Below are 17,291 nucleotides of genomic sequence, written 5' to 3'. Positions count from 1 at the left end.
ACGCCGTAGCGGGAGCGGAGACCGGAGGAATACCCGCCACTGCTGGCATCGCCAGCCCAAACGCCAGCACCAGGCAACTGCCCGGCAGTGTTAACCTTGCAAATAGTATTTTTGTCAGCAACATCCCTTGCCTCCTGTAAAGTGTCTGAAAAGACGATGACTGTGTGATGATTAGCCATTGTTATCAGTATAGAAAAAGAAAACGGCATTTGCCGTAAAAGCGACAAACGCCGTGCCCAGATTAATGCGCTGACAGTTTTTTTTCCATATCTGTCAGCGGATAATTTCATCTGTTCGGGTCAGGATGAAGCCTGCTGGCTCTCCTGTTCCGCTGACGAATTCGCTGCCGCGGGTTCAGCAGCGAACCCGCGCAGCCCAACGACATGAACGTGTTCGGTATTATTAATAACCTTACGCACCAGTTTGTAGGTGGTCCCCTTCTCCGGACTGATATTTTCCGGCGCAGCGATAATCAGCTGCATTTCCAGGCGGTCACAAAGTTCAAACAGCGTGGCAATGGATTTGGCATCCAGACGCGCCGCTTCATCCAGGAACAGTAAACGACACGGTGAAATGTCTTTACCACGCAGGCGACGGGACTCTTCTTCCCAGCTTTGCACCACCATCACCAGAATCGACATCCCGGTACCGATCGCCTCACCGGTAGACAGCGCACCACTTTCCGCACGCAGCCAGCCGTCAGAACCACGGTTAACCTCCACTTCCATCTCAAGGTAGTTACGGTAGTCCAGCAGCTCTTCACCAATGGTCTGCGGCGTACGCTGGCCCATATCGACCTGCGGGTTCAGGCGCTGATACAGCTTCGCCAGCGCTTCGGAGAAGGTCAGGCGGTTACTGTTAAACAGATCCTGATGCTGCTCGTGCTGTTCGGACAGCACATCCAGCAGCGTCGCATGGGACTCGCGCACGTTCACGTTCAGACGAACGCTGTGCACCTGACCGAAGCTGACGCTCTGCAGCCCCTGGTTCAGCTGGCGAATACGGTTCTGCTCACGCTGAATGGTTTTGCGGATAATGTTCGACACGCTGCGTGAGCTGATTGCCAGCATCTGTTCGCGGGCGGTCAGCTCTTCCGTCAGTCGGCCCAGCTCGATTTCCATCTGCTCGATGGCTTCAACCGGGTCATCGGTGCGGATGATGTCCTGACGGATACGCTCGCGCAGGTGCTGATAGACCGCGATAAAGAACTGGATCTTACGCTCAGGGCGTTTAGGATCCTCGGAAAGATGCAGCACGTCGCGCAGATGTTCATTATCCGCCACCGCCAGACGCAGAGCACCCAGCGCCTTATCCGACATTGAACGCAGTTCGTCGCCGCCCAGATAGGCCAGCTCACGACGGTGCAGTCGACGCTCCACGCCGTTATCTTTCACCATGCGTAACACTGCGACCCAACCCGCTTTAGCGCTGACGACCTGCTCACGGCCCTGGTGATAATCACGTTCCACACGCTTCAGTTTTTTCTGCAGTGCATCCATCTCCGCTTCGCAGAAGGTCAGCTGTTTTTCCAGCTGATTACGGCGTGCGCGGTTGTTGCTCATGGCTGTGTACAGCTCATCACGGCGCAGACGCGCACGCTCTTCAGCGCTGGCATCAGCCTGGACGCCAATGTCCTGCATTTCCTGCTGCAGTTCTTTCAGCATGTCACACTTGGCATCGTAAGAACTTTTCAGCGACGCCAGCACCTGAGAGTACTGAGTCAATTGTGCCTGATGACTCCGCATCTGCTCACGGGCACGGGCACGTTCGGACTCGGCCTGCTCAAGGCGCTGACGCAGTTTTTCATTCAGATCGCTGTTGCCGTCCAGCATCCCGGCGGAGTCAACGTAGCTGAAGTGCGCACGACGCTGAACCACTTCAGTGATTGCAAAGGCCTGCTGACGCGCATCGCGCTGAACCTGCTGCGCCTGCTGGTAATCCAGCTTCAGCTGTTCGTGCTGTTCCGGGTCGCTCTGCAGAACGGAAATCAACGGCTCCAGCTTCGCCAGCTGGTTGCCGTGCTGCTGCAGGAAGCGCGCGGCTTCCTGGGCTTCATCCAGGCGCTCAAGAATTTCGTCGTAGCGGTCCTGCAGGGTTTCATCCATCAGCAGACTGACGCGAGGCATCAGGCGGTTTAGCTGCGCAACGCCCTCTTTCGCCTGGTCAAACTGCTGGCGCTGCTGCTGGTTTTCGCTTTCGTGCGCGGTCAATCCACGCTCCAGCTCGCCGCGGCGGCTGCTGAGAGTACGGATCTGCGCTTCAGGGTCTGGCTCAAACGCCACGCCCAGGTGGCTGCCGATAAAGCGGCTAAACGACTGGTGCAGACGCTGCGTTTTCTGTACGTCGAACGACAAATTGGCGTAGCGTTCCGCCAGCGTTTCACGCTCGGCATGCAGCAGTTCAAGCTGATTTTCACGAGCTGCACGGCCAAACAGCGGCACTTTCGGGAAGCGCGAATAACGCCACTGACGATCGCCAGTGACCACCACCGCTTTTTGCAGCTCTTCAACATTGAACACACTGTCATCGAAGGATTGCGGATCCCCTTCAATCAGGTAGAGATCTTCCGGACAGTCTTCGAGGCCATCCAGCAGATCGCGGACCAGCGACAGATCCGGCACCACGATGCCATGACGCGCAGGCCCATAAAGTGCGGAGAAGTACGGCGCATCTTCGATGGTCACATCATCATAAATTTCTGACAGCAGTACGCCGCCAAAACGCTCAGCAAGGTGATTCAGGCGGGCATCTTCTGCTCCGCCCGGCTGGCTGAGACGCTCGATTTGCTTTTCAACTTCACGCTTGCGGGTGGAGACTTCGTCACGCTCAACGGTGGTTTCGCGCTCGCGCTCCAGCAGCTGCTGCATGAACTCGGTAACCTGCTGGCCGTTCTCCAGCGACTGTCCCGTCTGCTCGCTGAGCTGGGTCAGAATTTCCTGCGCGGCCAGCCAGTGCGGGGCCTGTTTGGTCAGGCGGGCAATGCGCTCGCGCACCTGCTCCAGCTCCTGACGCATCTCCATTCGCCGCTCACCGGCCTCAGAGACGCTTTCGGAAAGCTGCTCAATCTGTGCCTCCAGCTCGTGCTGCAGTCCTTCCAGCTCCTGGGGATCGTACTGCTGGCCATGGCGCTTGCAGAACTCATTCAGCAGACGCTCGGCATCCTGCTGCTCACGCAGTCGCTGTTCCATTTCGGACAGGCGCGCACGCAGTGACTGCAGTTGCTCAGCGTGATAGCGCTGGTTGCTGGCGTCACGCAGCAGTTCACGACCGGTCTGGTAAGCCTCACTGCGGCTGACCGGCCCGGCGATGCGGGTCACCAGTTCAAACGCCTGCTCAAACTGACTGTGCGCCGCATCAGCCACGCTCATCTTCTGCTCAAGCATCAACAGCTTATCAGTCGCTTCCTGCTCTTTCGCCTGGAAGGTTTCCTGCCAGGTTTCGGCATTTTCCACGCTGAGATCGCGGATCTGACAAACCTGCTGCGCACGCTGCAAAGCAGCAAGGGCCTGTTGATACTGAATGGCACGGGTCTGCTGCACGTCCAGCGCCTGCTGGTAATCGGCCAGCTGACTTTTCAGCTCATCCACTTCCAGCTCGGCCGCTTCAGCACGCGCTTCGTTATCTTCCTGTACTTCCCGCGCTTCGGCCACCACCTCGTTCTGCTCTTCCAGACGGTAGGTCAGCTCATCGATATCACCTTCATAGCGCTCGATTTTTTCCTGCTGACGCATTGCCGTCTGCACCAGATTCAGGTGGTCGCTGGCACTCTGATAATCCATTTCCAGATCGCTTTCCGCGCCATTATGTTCGTCCAGTTCGCGCGCCATTTCGACATGACGATACTGCTCTGCGGCCAGCTGTCGGCGGCTGCCGAACAGTTCGCCACGGTTCAGCAAAGCGCCATCGAGATGAATACGACGCTCGTTAGCATGGCGCATATAGTCGGCGGCCACATAGCTGGTCGCTTCCGAGATCAGATGCTTAAACAGATCGCGATCGGACTGCGTGACGCGAATCGCTTCCAGCGTCATGCGGTTTTCACGCAGCGCGGCTTCCATATCCTGGAAGGCCTTACGCACGCCGCTGTTTTCCGGCAGCAGGTAATCACGCAGTGAGCGGGTGATGGCACTGGAGATCCCGCCGTACAGCGAGGCCTCAATCAGGCGATAGTATTTGCTGCGATCGGCGGCCGAGCGCAGACGACGCGCCACGATCCCCAGATCGAACATCAGCGAATGGTAATCAGTGATCGAGTTGAACTGCTTAAACTGAACGCTCTCCATCGCCTCGAACTTCTCTTTCAGTTCGCTGAGCGGCAGAACACGTGCCTGACGGGCATTAACCGTCTCGGTCAGAATTTCCGTCGGGTTGATGCTGATCGGCAGACCGTGAATACTGAACGGCTTGATATCCACCTTGCGGTCACGACCGGCGACCTGCTGCAGTCGCACACCCACGATCACGCGCTGGTGCAACGAGTTGACCACGTCCAGCGCGGCATAACAGACACCCGGGCGCAGCTTACCGTGCAAACCTTTATCACGCGAACCAGAGGTCGCCCCTGCTTCCGTGGTGTTACGGAAGTGCAGCAGCGTCAGATCGGGGATCAACGCGGTGATGAAAGCCGCCATGGTGGTTGATTTACCGGCCCCGTTACCGCCTGACAGCGTGGTGACCAGCTCATCAAGATCGAAGGTTCGGGCAAAGAAACCGTTCCAGTTAATCAGCGTCAGGGAGCGAAACTTACCGCGTTCAATCATTCTCATTCTCCGCGTTGTCGGACGAATTGCTGTCCTCATCGGTTTCGTCGTTTAGTGCCAGGCCGCCTTCAATTGGCATTGCTTCACCATCCCTGATCATTCTCAGCTGAGCTTCGCGGGCATCATCGCCGCTGCGGACATCCGCACCGAAGCGAAAAACCGTCTCAATTATGCGGAATTTGCTGTTGTCGTTGCCCATAAACCACACCATACCCAGACGGCGCAGGCGGTTCAGCGAAGCACGCATTTTTTCCTGCAGCTTCTGGCGGTCAAGGTCAGACCCTGTTGAACGCTGATTTACCAGCTTCAGTAGCTTGCTTTCATCCGCCAGCGACAGCAGCTCATCGTACAGCTCCTGCTGGGTGAAGATCCCCTCATTCGCCAGACGTTCCGGGCTGAGGTAGAGATAGCAGAGGATCTTGCCGACCATCATATCCAGCTCGGAAAGCACCGAGCGCGGGATCAGCGTTGTTGAGCGCGGACGCAGATAGAAGAATCCTTCCGGAGCGCGGATCAGCTCGACGTTATAGCGGGTATAGAACTCTTCCAGATATTCCTGGTAGTCCATCAGAAAGGCGTGGTTATCCAGCTCTTCAATGCCAATATGGCGACCGGCACGCAGCTGGCTGTCCAGCGCCGGAAAAAGGGAGTTAGCCAGCGCCTGAGCCAGTTTTACCGGCATCACTTGTTCAATATTTATCGATGACATGCGCCTGTACCTTGGCTCCGTAATCATTAATGACCTGCCACTCTGCGTGCAGGCCGGAGAAATCTGCTTCGGCCACGCCTAAACGCACGGCCTGATCGACGACAATTCTGGCCACGTCAAAATGACGGGCTCTTGGATACTGCGTCAGATATTCGCGCATCACCGCACTCAGATTGAGCGGTTTTTGCTGCGCTTTGTAAAACGCCAGCGCCTCTTCAATCATCGCCGCCAGCTGTTCACGAATTTCGTTGAACTCTTCATATTCCAGTTCGGAAGGTAACTCGCCGGTTACTTCTTCGTTACGCAGCGCCAGCTCTTCATCACGCACGTCAAACAAACGGTCCGCATTGGCGTAGGTTAAAGCCCACGGGCTGTCGAAATAGTTCTGTACCGACAAACGCAAACGCTGGGCAAAAACGCGGTTTTTATCCATATCAATCGCGGTACGGATAAATTTATGTACGTGGCGATCGTAGCCGATCCACAGGTCAATTGCCTGCTGACCCCAGCTGATAATGCGGTCGAGTTTGTTCTGCAGATCGAAGACCAGTTTATCGATAAAACCGAGATCAGGGCTGCTCATGGTGGCATCCTGAATCCGCAACAGGTTTGCCTGCAGCTTGTCGCCTGCCGCCTCCAGCGTATCCTGCAGCTCGCGCAGCGTGCCGGACGTTTCATTCAGCAACAGCTCGCAGCTTTCGATCGCCGCGCGCCAGTCTTTATTCAGCAGTTGCGCAATATCATCTTTCACCGCTTGCTGCTGTTCATCCATGATGCGCTGGGTGATATCGATACTGTCAAAAATCTCCGCCACCGAGTATTTCAACGGCGCGAACACGTTACGGTGCCAGTGGAAATCATCGCCGTCTTCATCTGCCGCATCGGCCGCACGCTTCAGCTCGCCAGCCACAATGGACAGCTGCATGGAGAGGCGCAACGTGGAGAACTCACGCTGGCGGATGTAATAGTCGGTGATGCCGATAGCCAGCGGCGTCAGGCGATAGATAGCATTGCCTTCCGCGTGTTCGCTGGTAAAACGGTTGAGCAGGCGCTGCCTCACCATATCATTGATGGCGTTATTGGCGCGGACCACAACGGTTTCGCTGGTCTGTTCAAACCCTTCGCTGACGTGACGAAATGCGTCGGTCAGTTCACCCTCGCTCATTTCGCCATCCATGCGCTCCCCGTTCAGGGTGGCAATCGCCAGCAAAAATGCCAGACGTTCGGTAGGTAACGTGACCGAAAAATCATTTTTTCGCGCCCAGGCAACCAGTTCCGGTACAGTCTGGGAAAATTCACTCATAGTTCGTCCTGTTTATGGGTTTCCGTGCTGTAACGTGGATATAACGGCCCAAACTTAAAAATGGCTCCTGACGGCAGAAGCGTTTTTCCAGCGCCAGAATTTCCTTAAAGCGTTCAGTCTGTTTGTGCTTGTCGCGCATGTAGTCATGGAAGACGCGGATACCGGTTTTATTTTCCACCGTGAATCCGGCCTCTTCCAGCCAGCTATAAACCTGTTCAGGTTCGCGCGGGTAGTCCGGCGACAGCGTTTTTCGCTTCCGCTTGCGCAAATCGGCCTGCATGTAGCCAAAATTGCCCAGCACCAGGGTCTGCATCATCAGCCCGTTGACGTTATAAAACATCAGCGAGAGCACGCCACCAGGGGCCAGCGTGTCATATAACGCAGCCAGAACTGCTTCAGGCTCTGCCACCCACTCAAGCACAGCGTGAAACAATACCAGATCGGCGGGCTTATCCAAATGTTGACCGACCTGTTGCGCGCTAATTTGTTTAAATTGCATGTTATCGCTCACACCTTTTTCTTCTGCGTGAAGGCGGGCGCGCTGCAACATCTCACCGGACAAATCGCAGAGTAAAACCTGATGGCCCTTCGCGGCAAGTCCGCAACCGGTCTGCCCTTCACCGCCACCGGCGTCCAGCACCTGCAGTGCCCGTTGCGGTAGCGTGGCTAAAATCTCGTCCAGCTCCTGCCAGACTATGGCCTGGCGAATACGGCCTTTGGTGGTACCGTAGATGTTCTGCGAAAATCTTTCCGCAATATCATCAAAGTTGCGATCCTGCATGATCGGTCTCCGGCCTGCTTGATGGGTGAATCTGCGGTCTATTTTGGCATACACTGGCGGAGAATGAACCTTCCAGTCGCTGCTTCGCATTCGGGTGGTGTTTTTTCGGACAACAGGAGTCCGTTTTCATGTTTTTTGCGCTTAAAAAAGTGGCCGGCGGTCTGTTGCTGCCCTTGCCTTTCCTGCTGTTGTTGATGGCAGCAGGGCTTTTGTTGCTCTGGTTCAGCCGCTGGCAGAAAACCGGCAAAATTATCCTCTCTTCTGCCTGGCTGATCTTGATGCTGATCAGCCTGCAACCCGTTGCAGATAGTTTGCTGAAACCGATTGAAAATCGTTATGTCACCTGGCAGGGCAGCCAGAAAGTGGATTATGTAGTGGTACTCGGCGGCGGTTATACGTGGGATCAAAATTGGGCACCCAGCTCAAACATGCTGAATAACAGCCTGCCGCGGTTAGCAGAAGGGATTCGTTTGTGGCGGGAAAATCCGGGGGCGAAGATGATCTTTACCGGCGCGGCGGCGCAGAATAACCCGGTCAGCTCTGCAGAGGTCACTTCCCGCGTGGCTCAATCGCTGGGTGTACCTCCCGGCGATATCATCACGCTCAACAAACCGCGTGACACCAGTCAGGAAGCCCGTGAAGTAGCAAAAGTGGTCGGCAACCGGCCATTTCTGCTGGTGACATCGGCCTCTCATCTGCCACGGGCGATGATTTTCTTCCGGCAGCAGGGACTGAATCCATTGCCTGCCCCGGCTAACCAGCTGGCGATAACGTCCCCACTGAACTTCTGGGAAAAGGCCATTCCTTCGCCATTGTGGCTGAGTCACAGCGATCGGGCGATTTACGAGACGCTGGGCCGCCTGTGGCAAACAATGACCGCGCCGTCAGTTGAGCCAGGGAAGCAGTGATGCTGCTGCGTGATCAAAACGTTTTCGATCGAACTGGCCGGCCTGGATCAACCGGCCCATTTCATCCCACAGCGTGTAAAGCCAGCGGCGGGTGATAAAGCCTTCGGCGACCGGAGCCTGTTTCAGATAGTGAAAAAGCAGCGACTCCGCCGGACCTTCTTCATTTAACCGGAAGAGATCGTATTCGCGCGGGGCCCACAGCACGGTGCCAGGGTTGATAATTGACAGCAGTTCATCGCTCCAGGCCTGCTTCAGCATGCTGCGCAACGACAGATTACCGTGAACAAGCACGCAGGGATCGTCAAAATCATCAAACAGATGTTCCAGGTTCTGGCGGCTGCGAAACAGCACCTGCCGCTCTTCCATCGTCAGCGCTTCTGGCCGCAAAAAACCCAGCGTTGACCACAGCACTTCCACCCGTTGCGCATACCACACGGCCCAGTGACTTTCCTGGGTGCTGTCAACATTGCCGACCAGACCATGGCTGTCGAGACGATGCCAGGCGAGGAGCGCCTCAACAATTTGATCCTGTAGCTGTAGCCAGCGCTCCGGCGTGCGGGTCGGTGCCTCCACGGAAACACCCCCCATCCGCTCAATCAACAGCACTTCATGCATCGGCTGCTGCTGGCTGATAATCAGGCCATACACCGTTGGCATGCGGATGGTGCTGTCGCGGGCCAGCATCGACAGCTTGTAGGCTTCCTGAGAAGCGATACCTTTTACGTTGTAGTATTTTGCCACCAGCGGCAGAGAGTGGCCCTGCCCGTCATACAGCGACCAGAGACTGGCATAGGGTTGTTCACTGATGCATTCGAGACGGCTGAGCGTCTCGCCCAGCACCAACGAGAGTTCTGAACGAAGTTGTTCCATCTGCTGCTCCTTAGTTACACAGGCTTCACCACAGGCCGGACTGCCATTTTATTCCCAGGGTGCCAGAAGCAGAGCAAAGGGGCCGATAAATGCCCCGGATAATTACTGCATAGCTGCCCGCACGCGGGCCAGATCTTCCGGCGTATCAACTCCCACGCTCGGGATTGCTTTGGCGACATCCACGTGGATTTTCTCGCCGTACCACAGCACACGCAGCTGCTCCAGCAGCTCAATCTGCTCCAGCGGGCTTGGCTCCCAACTAACGTAGCGACGAATAAATCCGGCACGGTATCCGTAGATACCGATATGACGCAGGAAGTTATCGCCTACCGTCTCACGCGAGGCAGCAAAGCGCTCACGGTCCCACGGGATAGTGGCGCGGGAGAAATAGAGAGCGTAGCCCTGCGCATCCATCACCACCTTCACCGCATTAGGATTGAAGGCTTCTTCGGCCGACTCAATCGGTACCGCCAGCGTTGCCATACCTGCGGTACTTTGAGCCAGGTTATCAGCAACCTGACGGATAATAACCGGTGGGATCAAGGGCTCATCGCCCTGCACGTTGACGATCACCGTCTCATTGGAGAACTGATAGCGTTCGATGACTTCAGCCAGTCTTTCCGTGCCGGAATGATGATCGGGGCGGGTCATACAGACTTCACCACCGGCGGCCTCAACAGCGCGGGCCACGTCTTCATTATCGGTCGCCACGATCACTCTTTCAGCACCCGACTCCAGCGCACGCGCCATCACATGCACCACCATCGGCTTACCGTGAATATCTACCAGCGGTTTCCCCGGCAGCCGCGTGGAAGCAAAGCGTGCCGGGATAATGGCAACAAAACTCATGGGTGGATCTCTTCAAGCGTCAGCGATCGCGCTTCCGTCTCCAGCAGCACAGGAATGCCGTCGCGCACCGGATAAGCCAGCCCATCGGGTTTGCAGATCAGTTCCTGCTGGTCTTTGATGTAATACAGCTTGCCGTGGCAGACAGGGCAAGCAACGATTTCAAGTAAGCGGTGATCCATGGTATCTCCCTTGTGGACCCGGTCAGACAGGCTGTCAGAATATCATAGCTCGGCACCGGAAGGTTACTCCGCGCTTAAGGTGTTACACCAGCCAGTTTTTTTGCCACCCGGCAGCCAGCTCTGGAGGCAGTTTATCCAGCACCACTGATACGGCTCCCTGCCAACGTGCAAAGCGTAAAATCGCCTGCTGTACATCATCCAGCAGCGCCTGGCTCACCTGCACATTTCGCTCCAGCCAGATCTGCCTAATCAGCAGCACCTTCTCCTTGCGCAGCATTTTTGCATCCAGCCGCCCTTTCAGCGCCCCACGATGCAGAATGGGCAACACAAAATAACCGTACTGACGTTTTTCTTCCGGTGTGTAACACTCGAGGCGGTAATCAAAGTTAAAAAGTTCCAGCGCCCGCTTGCGATCCCATACCACCGGATCAAAAGGGGAAAGCAATGTGGTATGAGTGGCTCGGGGGATGGCTTCCAGCAGAGGCAACAGCGAGTGATGCAGATAACATTCTCCTAATGTTTCCACCCCGACCGGAATGACTTCGCCAGTTTCAAGCCAGCTTGCCAGAGCAGCTTTCACCGGCGCACGTTTCAGGCGGTAGTAATCCGGCAGCCAGGCGGCACGAAACAGGCCCAGGCTGGCGGCGCTGTTTTGCAGCATCTGCTGCATGGCCTCACCCTCTTCCAGCGCGTGCAGTTCATCATTCCAGTCCGGCAACACATTCTGGCGAAGATCGTACACCCGCTGAAAATTACGCCGCTCCGTAACCATCAACTCACCGGCAGTGAATAAATTTTCCAGGTGCCGTTTATGAGGTTTCCACGCCCACCAGCCCGGTTTCTGCCCTTCAGGTGCAGCGAAATCAGCCGATCTTACCGGTCCGTTCTGCGCAATATATTCCAGCAGTTCGGTGATCTCCTGCTGCCAGTTTTCCACCCACTCGCTGTTGTATTTCCAGCCCATATGCTGCGGATTGAGCATACGATGCCGCAGCAAGGGATAGTCTTCGCTGGGAATAAAGCAGGCTTCATGCGCCCAGTATTCAAACAGGTTGCCGCCGGAAAGGGCCTGCTCAAGCCAGGCCTGCGGATAGTCGCCCAGGCGGCTGAACAAGACCAGGTAAGGACTGCGCGCCACCACGTGGATAGTGTCAATCTGCAGCAGCGACATCTGGCGGATCGTGGTCAGAAGATCTTCAAAGCGGGCTTTGCGCCTGGCCGGACGCAGCAGTCCCTGGGCAGCCAGGTGCAGTTGACGAGCCTGATTCAGTGTGAGCGAGGGAGAAGACATAGCGCACCTTAATAAAAAGATGCATTAAGTTTAGCGCGTTTATTCAGTGTGTTAGCAACTATTTAACCTGAAGCGCGACAATCCTGTTCAGTAAGGCATCACTTTCAGCCTGCGGCAGCTGCGCATCAACCGGCAGATACCACCAGTTATCCGCAGCAAAATGCCGGGCTTTGACCGCGTCTTTCTCAGTCATCAGCAATATCTCTCCTGCGGACACCAGGGAAGCCAGCTGAGGTTGAGTGTAATCCTGATGATCGGCAAACGGCACCTCTCTGACCGGCACGACCCCTTGCTGACGGAGCGTGGCAAAAAAACGGGGGGGATGACCAATACCCGCCATTGCCACCACATTTTCCAGCTCGTTCAGCGGAACTGTTTCACCTGTAATGAGATTTACCGCCAGCCCTGGCTTCAGCTGCATTGGCAGCTCGCCTGGCTGAGCATTGCCACCATTGACGATCACTGCATCAACGCTTTTCAGACGGGAAGCACTTTCACGCATCGGCCCGGCAGGCAGCCACCAGCCATTGCCGAAGCGCCGCTGACCGTCCACCACCACAATTTCAAAATCCCGCGCCAGGGCATAATGCTGCAGGCCGTCGTCAGTGATGATCACATCCACTTCACCGCCCTCCAGCAGAGCCTGAACAGCCTCTTTTCTGACCGGGGAAACCGCAACAGGGGCACCTGTACGCTGGTAAATCAGCACCGGCTCATCACCCGCCTGCCGGGTGGAAGTCTGGTCGTTAAGGACCAGGGGATAATACTCAGCCTTGCCACCGTAACCACGGGAAACCACGCCGGGCCGCAGACCGCGCTGCTGCAATGCCTGTACCAGCCAGATTGCAACAGGCGTTTTGCCGTTGCCGCCTGCGGTGAGATTCCCTACGATAACCACCGGTACGGGTGCCCGCCAGGCCTTGCGCCAGCCCAGGGTGTAGCTGAGACGGATCAGCGTCGAAATCAGCCCGTACAGCCAACTGAGTGGCAGCAGCAGCACATACAGTGCTGAACGGCCACTCCAGAGCCTCTCAATCATTGGCCAAACTGCATTTTGTGCAACTGAGCATAAACCCCTCTTTGCTCCAGCAGGTCAGCATGGCAGCCGCGCTCAACGATATGACCGTCCTCTACCACCACAATCTCATCGGCTTTTTCAATAGTGGAAAGACGGTGCGCGATGACCAGCGAAGTACGGTTTTTCTGCAGTTCATCCAGCGCCGCCTGAATGGCACGCTCTGATTCGGTATCCAGCGCTGAAGTCGCTTCATCCAGAATCAGGATCGGACAGTCGCGCAGCAGCGCGCGGGCAATGGCAATACGCTGGCGCTGACCGCCGGAAAGCAGCACGCCGTTCTCGCCAATGACCGTGTCCAGACCTTTATCCATCTTATTGATGAAGTCCATGGCATGCGCCATCACTGCGGCTTTCTCAATATCCTCGCGCGTGTATTTTTCGCTTCGTGCATAGGCGATATTGTTGGCAACCGTATCGTTGAACAGGTGAACATTCTGCGAGACCAGTGCGACCTGATTACGCAGCGAGCTGAGGGTGTATTCCCGCAAATCGTGACCGTCCATCAGGATCTCGCCCTGCTGGATATCGTAAAAACGGGTCATCAGGCTGGCTATGGTGGATTTACCAGAGCCGGAGCGTCCCACCAGCGCCACCGTTTTCCCTTCAGGGATCGACAGAGTGATGTTATGCAACGCCGGTGTTTCACGGCCCGGATAGGTAAAGGTGACGTTACGGAATTCCACATCGCCTTTAGCACGCTCAATGGTGCGGGTGCCGGTATCGGTTTCCTGCTCACTGTCCAGAATCGAGAACAGCGTCTGGCAAGCTGCCATCCCGCGCTGGAACTGGGCGTTAACGTTGGTCAGCGATTTCAGCGGGCGCATCAGCGCGATCATTGAGGAGAAGACCACGGTAATGGTACCGGCAGTCAGCGTTTCCATCACGCTCGGGAAGCTTGCAGCATAGAGGACGAAGGCCAGTGCCAGAGAAGCGATCAGCTGGATAATCGGGTCAGAGATAGAAGAAGCAGAAACCAGCTTCATCCCCTGCTGACGCATGCGGTTGCTCACGCGGTTAAAGCGCTCGCTCTCGATTTCCTGACCACCGAAAATCAGCACTTCTTTGTGCCCTTTCAGCATCTGCTCAGCGCTGGTGGTGACCTGCCCCATGGTGTTCTGCATGGTTTTGCTGATATTACGGAAACGTTTGGAAACCGTGCGAATAGCAAAAGAGACGATCGGTGCCAGCAAGATCAGGATCAGCGACAGCTGCCAGCTATAGTAGAACATCATGATAAACAGGCCGATGATCGACGCACCTTCACGAACCACAGTCACCAGCGCGCTGGAAGAGGAGGACGCAACCTGCTCGGAGTCATAGGTGATACGGGACAACAGGGTCCCGGTTGACTGCTGGTCGAAAAAGGCGACCGGCATCCCCATCATATGGCTGAACAGGCGGCGACGCATCGACATCACCACGTTACCCGACACCCAGGAGATGCAGTAGCTGGAAATATAGCTGGTCACACCACGAATCAACATCAGACCGATAACGGCCAGTGGCATCCAGATCAGAACCGAAGAGTTCGCCTTACCGAAACCGTCATCCAGTAACGGTTTCAGCAGTGACAGCATTAGTGTATCGCCCGCCGCGTTAAGTACCAGCGCTACCGCAGCCACAATCAACCCCGTTCTGAAAGGTTTGATCATTGGCCAGAGGCGACGGAATGTCTGCCAGGTGGAGAGATCTTTATCCTGATGCATTATTTAACCAGTTCAATTGAAATAGCCGCTCATTCTACCTGGAATAACGTGGTACGCCAAACCACTGATGGTACCAACGGGGTAATATTTGTTCTCTTAACCCTGAAACCATCCAGTAATCGTTGAAAAATTGTACGCGGATCTGTCCGTTCACCGCCGTGTCATACCAGCGATACTGGTTCTCCGCATAGCGCCTGATAACACGTTCTGCGGGCAGTTTCCACGCGCTGTATCGGGCAGCAGAGGCCAGTGCTACCCGCCCTGCCACTGCCCTGAGCAAGGGCGGCGAAGAGGACGTTCCGCTGCCATGATGGGGAACCTGTAAGATATCTGACCGGAGCCGATCGCGATAAATACTGACCATTTTCAGCTCCGCCGGTGCTTCAATGTCCCCTGTCAGCAACACGCGCCATTTACCATCACTAACGGCAATCACACAGGACTGATTGTTGCCAGACTGCGCTTCACGCTTTAGCGGCCACAGCACCTGAAAATTTAACGATTGCCATTGCCAGCCCACCCCTTTATGGCACGGCAAATGCCCCGACCTGCCCGTATCACTGCGCAGGGTCGCTTGGGGGAATATTTTGACCAGACTTTCCAGCCCGCCGGAATGGTCCAGATGATCGTGACTGAGGATGATTTGCTCAACATCCATTCCCTGCCATTTCAGCCACGGCAGGATCTGGCTGGTTGCTGCGTCTCCGCCATCCCAGCGGTTTCCGGTGTCGTAGATGATCGCGCTGTTGTGCCGAGATATCACTACCGCCAGACCATGCCCGACGTCAAGCATATCCAGCCGCCAGTCAGGCACCTTCACGTTCATTCGCCACAGCAGCAGCGACAGGCACAGGCTGAGTGCCGTGGCCGGTGAGCTCCGCCACCAGCAGAAACGCCAGACCACCACCGCCATCCAGGCCAGCAGGCTCAGCCATAAAATCTGAGAGTTCACCGTAACCCAGCCAGCCGGTAATGCCCGGAGCGGAATGAAGACCAGCTCGAGAGTCCGGTCAGCCATCCACCACAGGAGTTCACTGACGGATGGGATCATATTGGTTACCGTCGCGCAGAGGATTAGCGGTACCGTCAGTAAAGTGATGACCGGGATCGCCCAGAGGTTCGCGACCAAAGCACTCAGGCTGATGCCGTGAAAAATCAGCATCTGCAACGGCATCAGCAGCAGGAACATCCCCAGTTGCAAATGCAACAGTTGCACCACCAGCCAGCGTTTCTTACCCACAAACCGCCGCGACAGAGGAAACCAGTGATACCAGAACAGCAGCCCGGCTACCGCCATTGCCGACAGCCACAGACTCTCTGACAGCATACTCAGCGGATCAAAAAGCAAAATACAGCCTATACAAACTCTCCATACCTGCCAACTGCTGCAGCATTTACCACGCAGTCGCAGCACACTCCACACGCCAAGAGCCAGCATTGCCCTCGCGGCAGGCGGATTCCCGCCTGAAAGCCAGGTATAAGCCATGGCGACCAGCAGGCTGAACAACAGCGGAAAACGGTATCCAATCCGGTGAGCGGGCAACGCTATCTGGATCCCACGGGCAATCAGCCAGCCCAGACTGGCGGCCAGACCGATATGCATTCCGGAGATTGCCATCAGGTGTGCCGTGCCGGTCTCCCTCAGTAACTGATTCATTTCCCGACTGACGTCACCACGTTCGCCAAATGCCAGCGCAGTAATCATTGCCTGCCATGGCAGCTCACCATAACGCTGCTGACTGCTGCGAATAACCTGCTGACGCCAGCTGCAGCCAGTTTCAACTGGTTGCAGGGACAGAATCTTGCCCGTCAGTGGCGTACTGTTGGCTAACGCATATCTCTGTGAATCAAAACTGCCTTCGTTGAGCCGTGCATGCACCGCTCTCAGCCTGAGTTTCATCTGCCAGTGCTGGCCAGCACAGAGTGGCTGCTCGTGTTGCGGAAAGCTGACCGTGGCATAAATCGGCGGGAAGATCTGCCTGTCCGCGATACTGAGGATCCTGAGTTTGACCCGATCCGGCTGAAGCTGTTCAATCCTGACCATCGCCTCCTGTGGCCTCGATGTCAGAAACTCAACTTGTTGCAGTAAGGTTCGCGCGGGCGAAATGGCCCACAGAAAGAGCAGTAATAAAATCGCCCCTTCCTTCAGCATCCGGCAGTGACTGCTGCTCAGGGAAACGGCAATAATGATCCAGAGCAGGTCATATTTCGCTTCCGGCAAGTGGGGAAGAAAGCAAAGGGGAAGCGTCGCGGCGATTATCCACATCGCCAGGCGGCTCAGGCTGTAAGGCATCGCTGGCACTCCTGTTAACCATCAACCGGAGTGTGTCGCAGTGAGCGGACCAATGCAGCCTGCTAATCGGCCAGGCCAGAGCAGGGTCGCAGGAAAGTTATTCTGGTTGCCGGGTTCGGACAAAATTTTGCGGGCAAGCTTCCGGAACAAACATCAGCAACGGATTCTGCAGTACCCACTTACGCTCTCTGTCCTGCCCTGAAATTAAGGCAAAAAAAAACGACACCTGAGTGTCGTTTTATTGCTGCAATGCGTAAGCCTTAGCCGTAGATATTTGCGCGATCGCGCAGCTCTTTGCCTGGCTTGAAGTGTGGAACGTATTTACCTTCCAACTCCACTTTGTCGCCCGTTTTCGGGTTACGGCCAGTACGAGGTGCACGATAGTGCAAAGAAAAACTGCCGAAACCCCGGATTTCAATGCGTTCGCCCTGCGCCAAAGTGGTCGCCATGTGCTCCAGCATTTCTTTTACCGCATCCTCAACAACTTTCGCCGGAATATGAGAGTGCTGGCCAGCAAGTCTTTCAATCAGTTCTGACTTGGTCATAAATCCTCCGGTTAATTCC

At 55.9% G+C, this 17,291-nt stretch carries 13 protein-coding genes; 1 reads left to right on the top strand and 12 read right to left on the bottom strand.

Annotation, left to right across the window (positions count from 1 at the left end):
* Nucleotides 1–299: 299 nt before the first annotated feature.
* Genes mukB through cmoM form a run of 4 tightly spaced genes read right to left on the bottom strand, consistent with a single transcriptional unit; the run spans nt 300 to nt 7,553 of the window.
* Nucleotides 300–4,760 (bottom strand): chromosome partition protein MukB, encoded by a 4,461-nt coding sequence (gene mukB, locus AC3Y5R_RS06935; protein ID WP_489920715.1) that lies wholly within the window; start codon nt 4,758–4,760, stop codon nt 300–302.
* Entirely contained in the window at nt 4,753–5,469 is a 717-nt protein-coding gene (mukE, locus tag AC3Y5R_RS06930) for a chromosome partition protein MukE (protein ID WP_158784287.1), read from the bottom strand. Before mukE ends, mukB begins: the two co-directional genes overlap by 8 nt.
* A complete protein-coding gene (mukF, locus tag AC3Y5R_RS06925; protein ID WP_158784288.1) occupies nt 5,450–6,772 on the bottom strand; it encodes a chromosome partition protein MukF in 1,323 nt (440 codons plus the stop codon). The genes mukE and mukF overlap by 20 nt, the downstream gene beginning before the upstream one ends.
* Nucleotides 6,765–7,553, bottom strand: coding sequence for a tRNA uridine 5-oxyacetic acid(34) methyltransferase CmoM (cmoM, locus tag AC3Y5R_RS06920; RefSeq protein WP_489920714.1), 789 nt, complete (start codon nt 7,551–7,553; stop codon nt 6,765–6,767). Before cmoM ends, mukF begins: the two co-directional genes overlap by 8 nt.
* Nucleotides 7,554–7,681: 128 nt before the next feature.
* Here cmoM and elyC point away from each other — a divergent pair, with 128 nt between their 5' ends.
* On the top strand, nt 7,682–8,461 hold the full coding sequence (gene elyC, locus AC3Y5R_RS06915) for an envelope biogenesis factor ElyC (protein WP_489920713.1): 780 nt from the start codon (nt 7,682–7,684) through the stop codon (nt 8,459–8,461).
* Here the strand turns inward: elyC and AC3Y5R_RS06910 are convergent.
* The 8 genes from AC3Y5R_RS06910 to ihfB all read right to left on the bottom strand — a co-directional run bounded on the left by AC3Y5R_RS06910 (nt 8,438) and on the right by ihfB (nt 17,272).
* Nucleotides 8,438–9,331, bottom strand: a complete 894-nt coding sequence (locus AC3Y5R_RS06910) for a YcbJ family phosphotransferase (protein ID WP_489920712.1) — start codon at nt 9,329–9,331, stop codon at nt 8,438–8,440. The two genes, elyC and AC3Y5R_RS06910, sit on opposite strands and share 24 nt — an antisense overlap.
* A 102-nt stretch (nt 9,332–9,433) precedes the next feature.
* Entirely contained in the window at nt 9,434–10,180 is a 747-nt protein-coding gene (gene kdsB, locus AC3Y5R_RS06905; RefSeq protein ID WP_489920711.1) for a 3-deoxy-manno-octulosonate cytidylyltransferase, read from the bottom strand.
* Nucleotides 10,177–10,359 (bottom strand): Trm112 family protein, encoded by a 183-nt coding sequence (locus AC3Y5R_RS06900; RefSeq protein ID WP_158784293.1) that lies wholly within the window; start codon nt 10,357–10,359, stop codon nt 10,177–10,179. The genes kdsB and AC3Y5R_RS06900 overlap by 4 nt, the downstream gene beginning before the upstream one ends.
* An 82-nt stretch (nt 10,360–10,441) precedes the next feature.
* Entirely contained in the window at nt 10,442–11,650 is a 1,209-nt protein-coding gene (locus AC3Y5R_RS06895) for a winged helix-turn-helix domain-containing protein (RefSeq protein WP_489920710.1), read from the bottom strand.
* A 58-nt stretch (nt 11,651–11,708) separates the two neighbouring features.
* Entirely contained in the window at nt 11,709–12,689 is a 981-nt protein-coding gene (gene lpxK, locus AC3Y5R_RS06890; protein ID WP_489920709.1) for a tetraacyldisaccharide 4'-kinase, read from the bottom strand.
* A complete protein-coding gene (msbA, locus tag AC3Y5R_RS06885) occupies nt 12,686–14,434 on the bottom strand; it encodes a lipid A ABC transporter ATP-binding protein/permease MsbA (protein WP_489920708.1) in 1,749 nt (582 codons plus the stop codon). Before msbA ends, lpxK begins: the two co-directional genes overlap by 4 nt.
* Nucleotides 14,435–14,468: 34 nt before the next feature.
* On the bottom strand, nt 14,469–16,727 hold the full coding sequence (locus AC3Y5R_RS06880) for a ComEC family protein (protein ID WP_489920707.1): 2,259 nt from the start codon (nt 16,725–16,727) through the stop codon (nt 14,469–14,471).
* Between the two features lie 260 nt (nt 16,728–16,987).
* Complete coding sequence (gene ihfB / locus AC3Y5R_RS06875; protein ID WP_013201528.1) at nt 16,988–17,272, bottom strand: integration host factor subunit beta; 285 nt, start codon at nt 17,270–17,272, stop codon at nt 16,988–16,990.
* Nucleotides 17,273–17,291 lie beyond the last annotated feature (19 nt).

This window comes from Erwinia sp. 009765445 (assembly GCF_058137865.1).
This window is presented reverse-complemented; position numbering and strand designations above follow the sequence as displayed.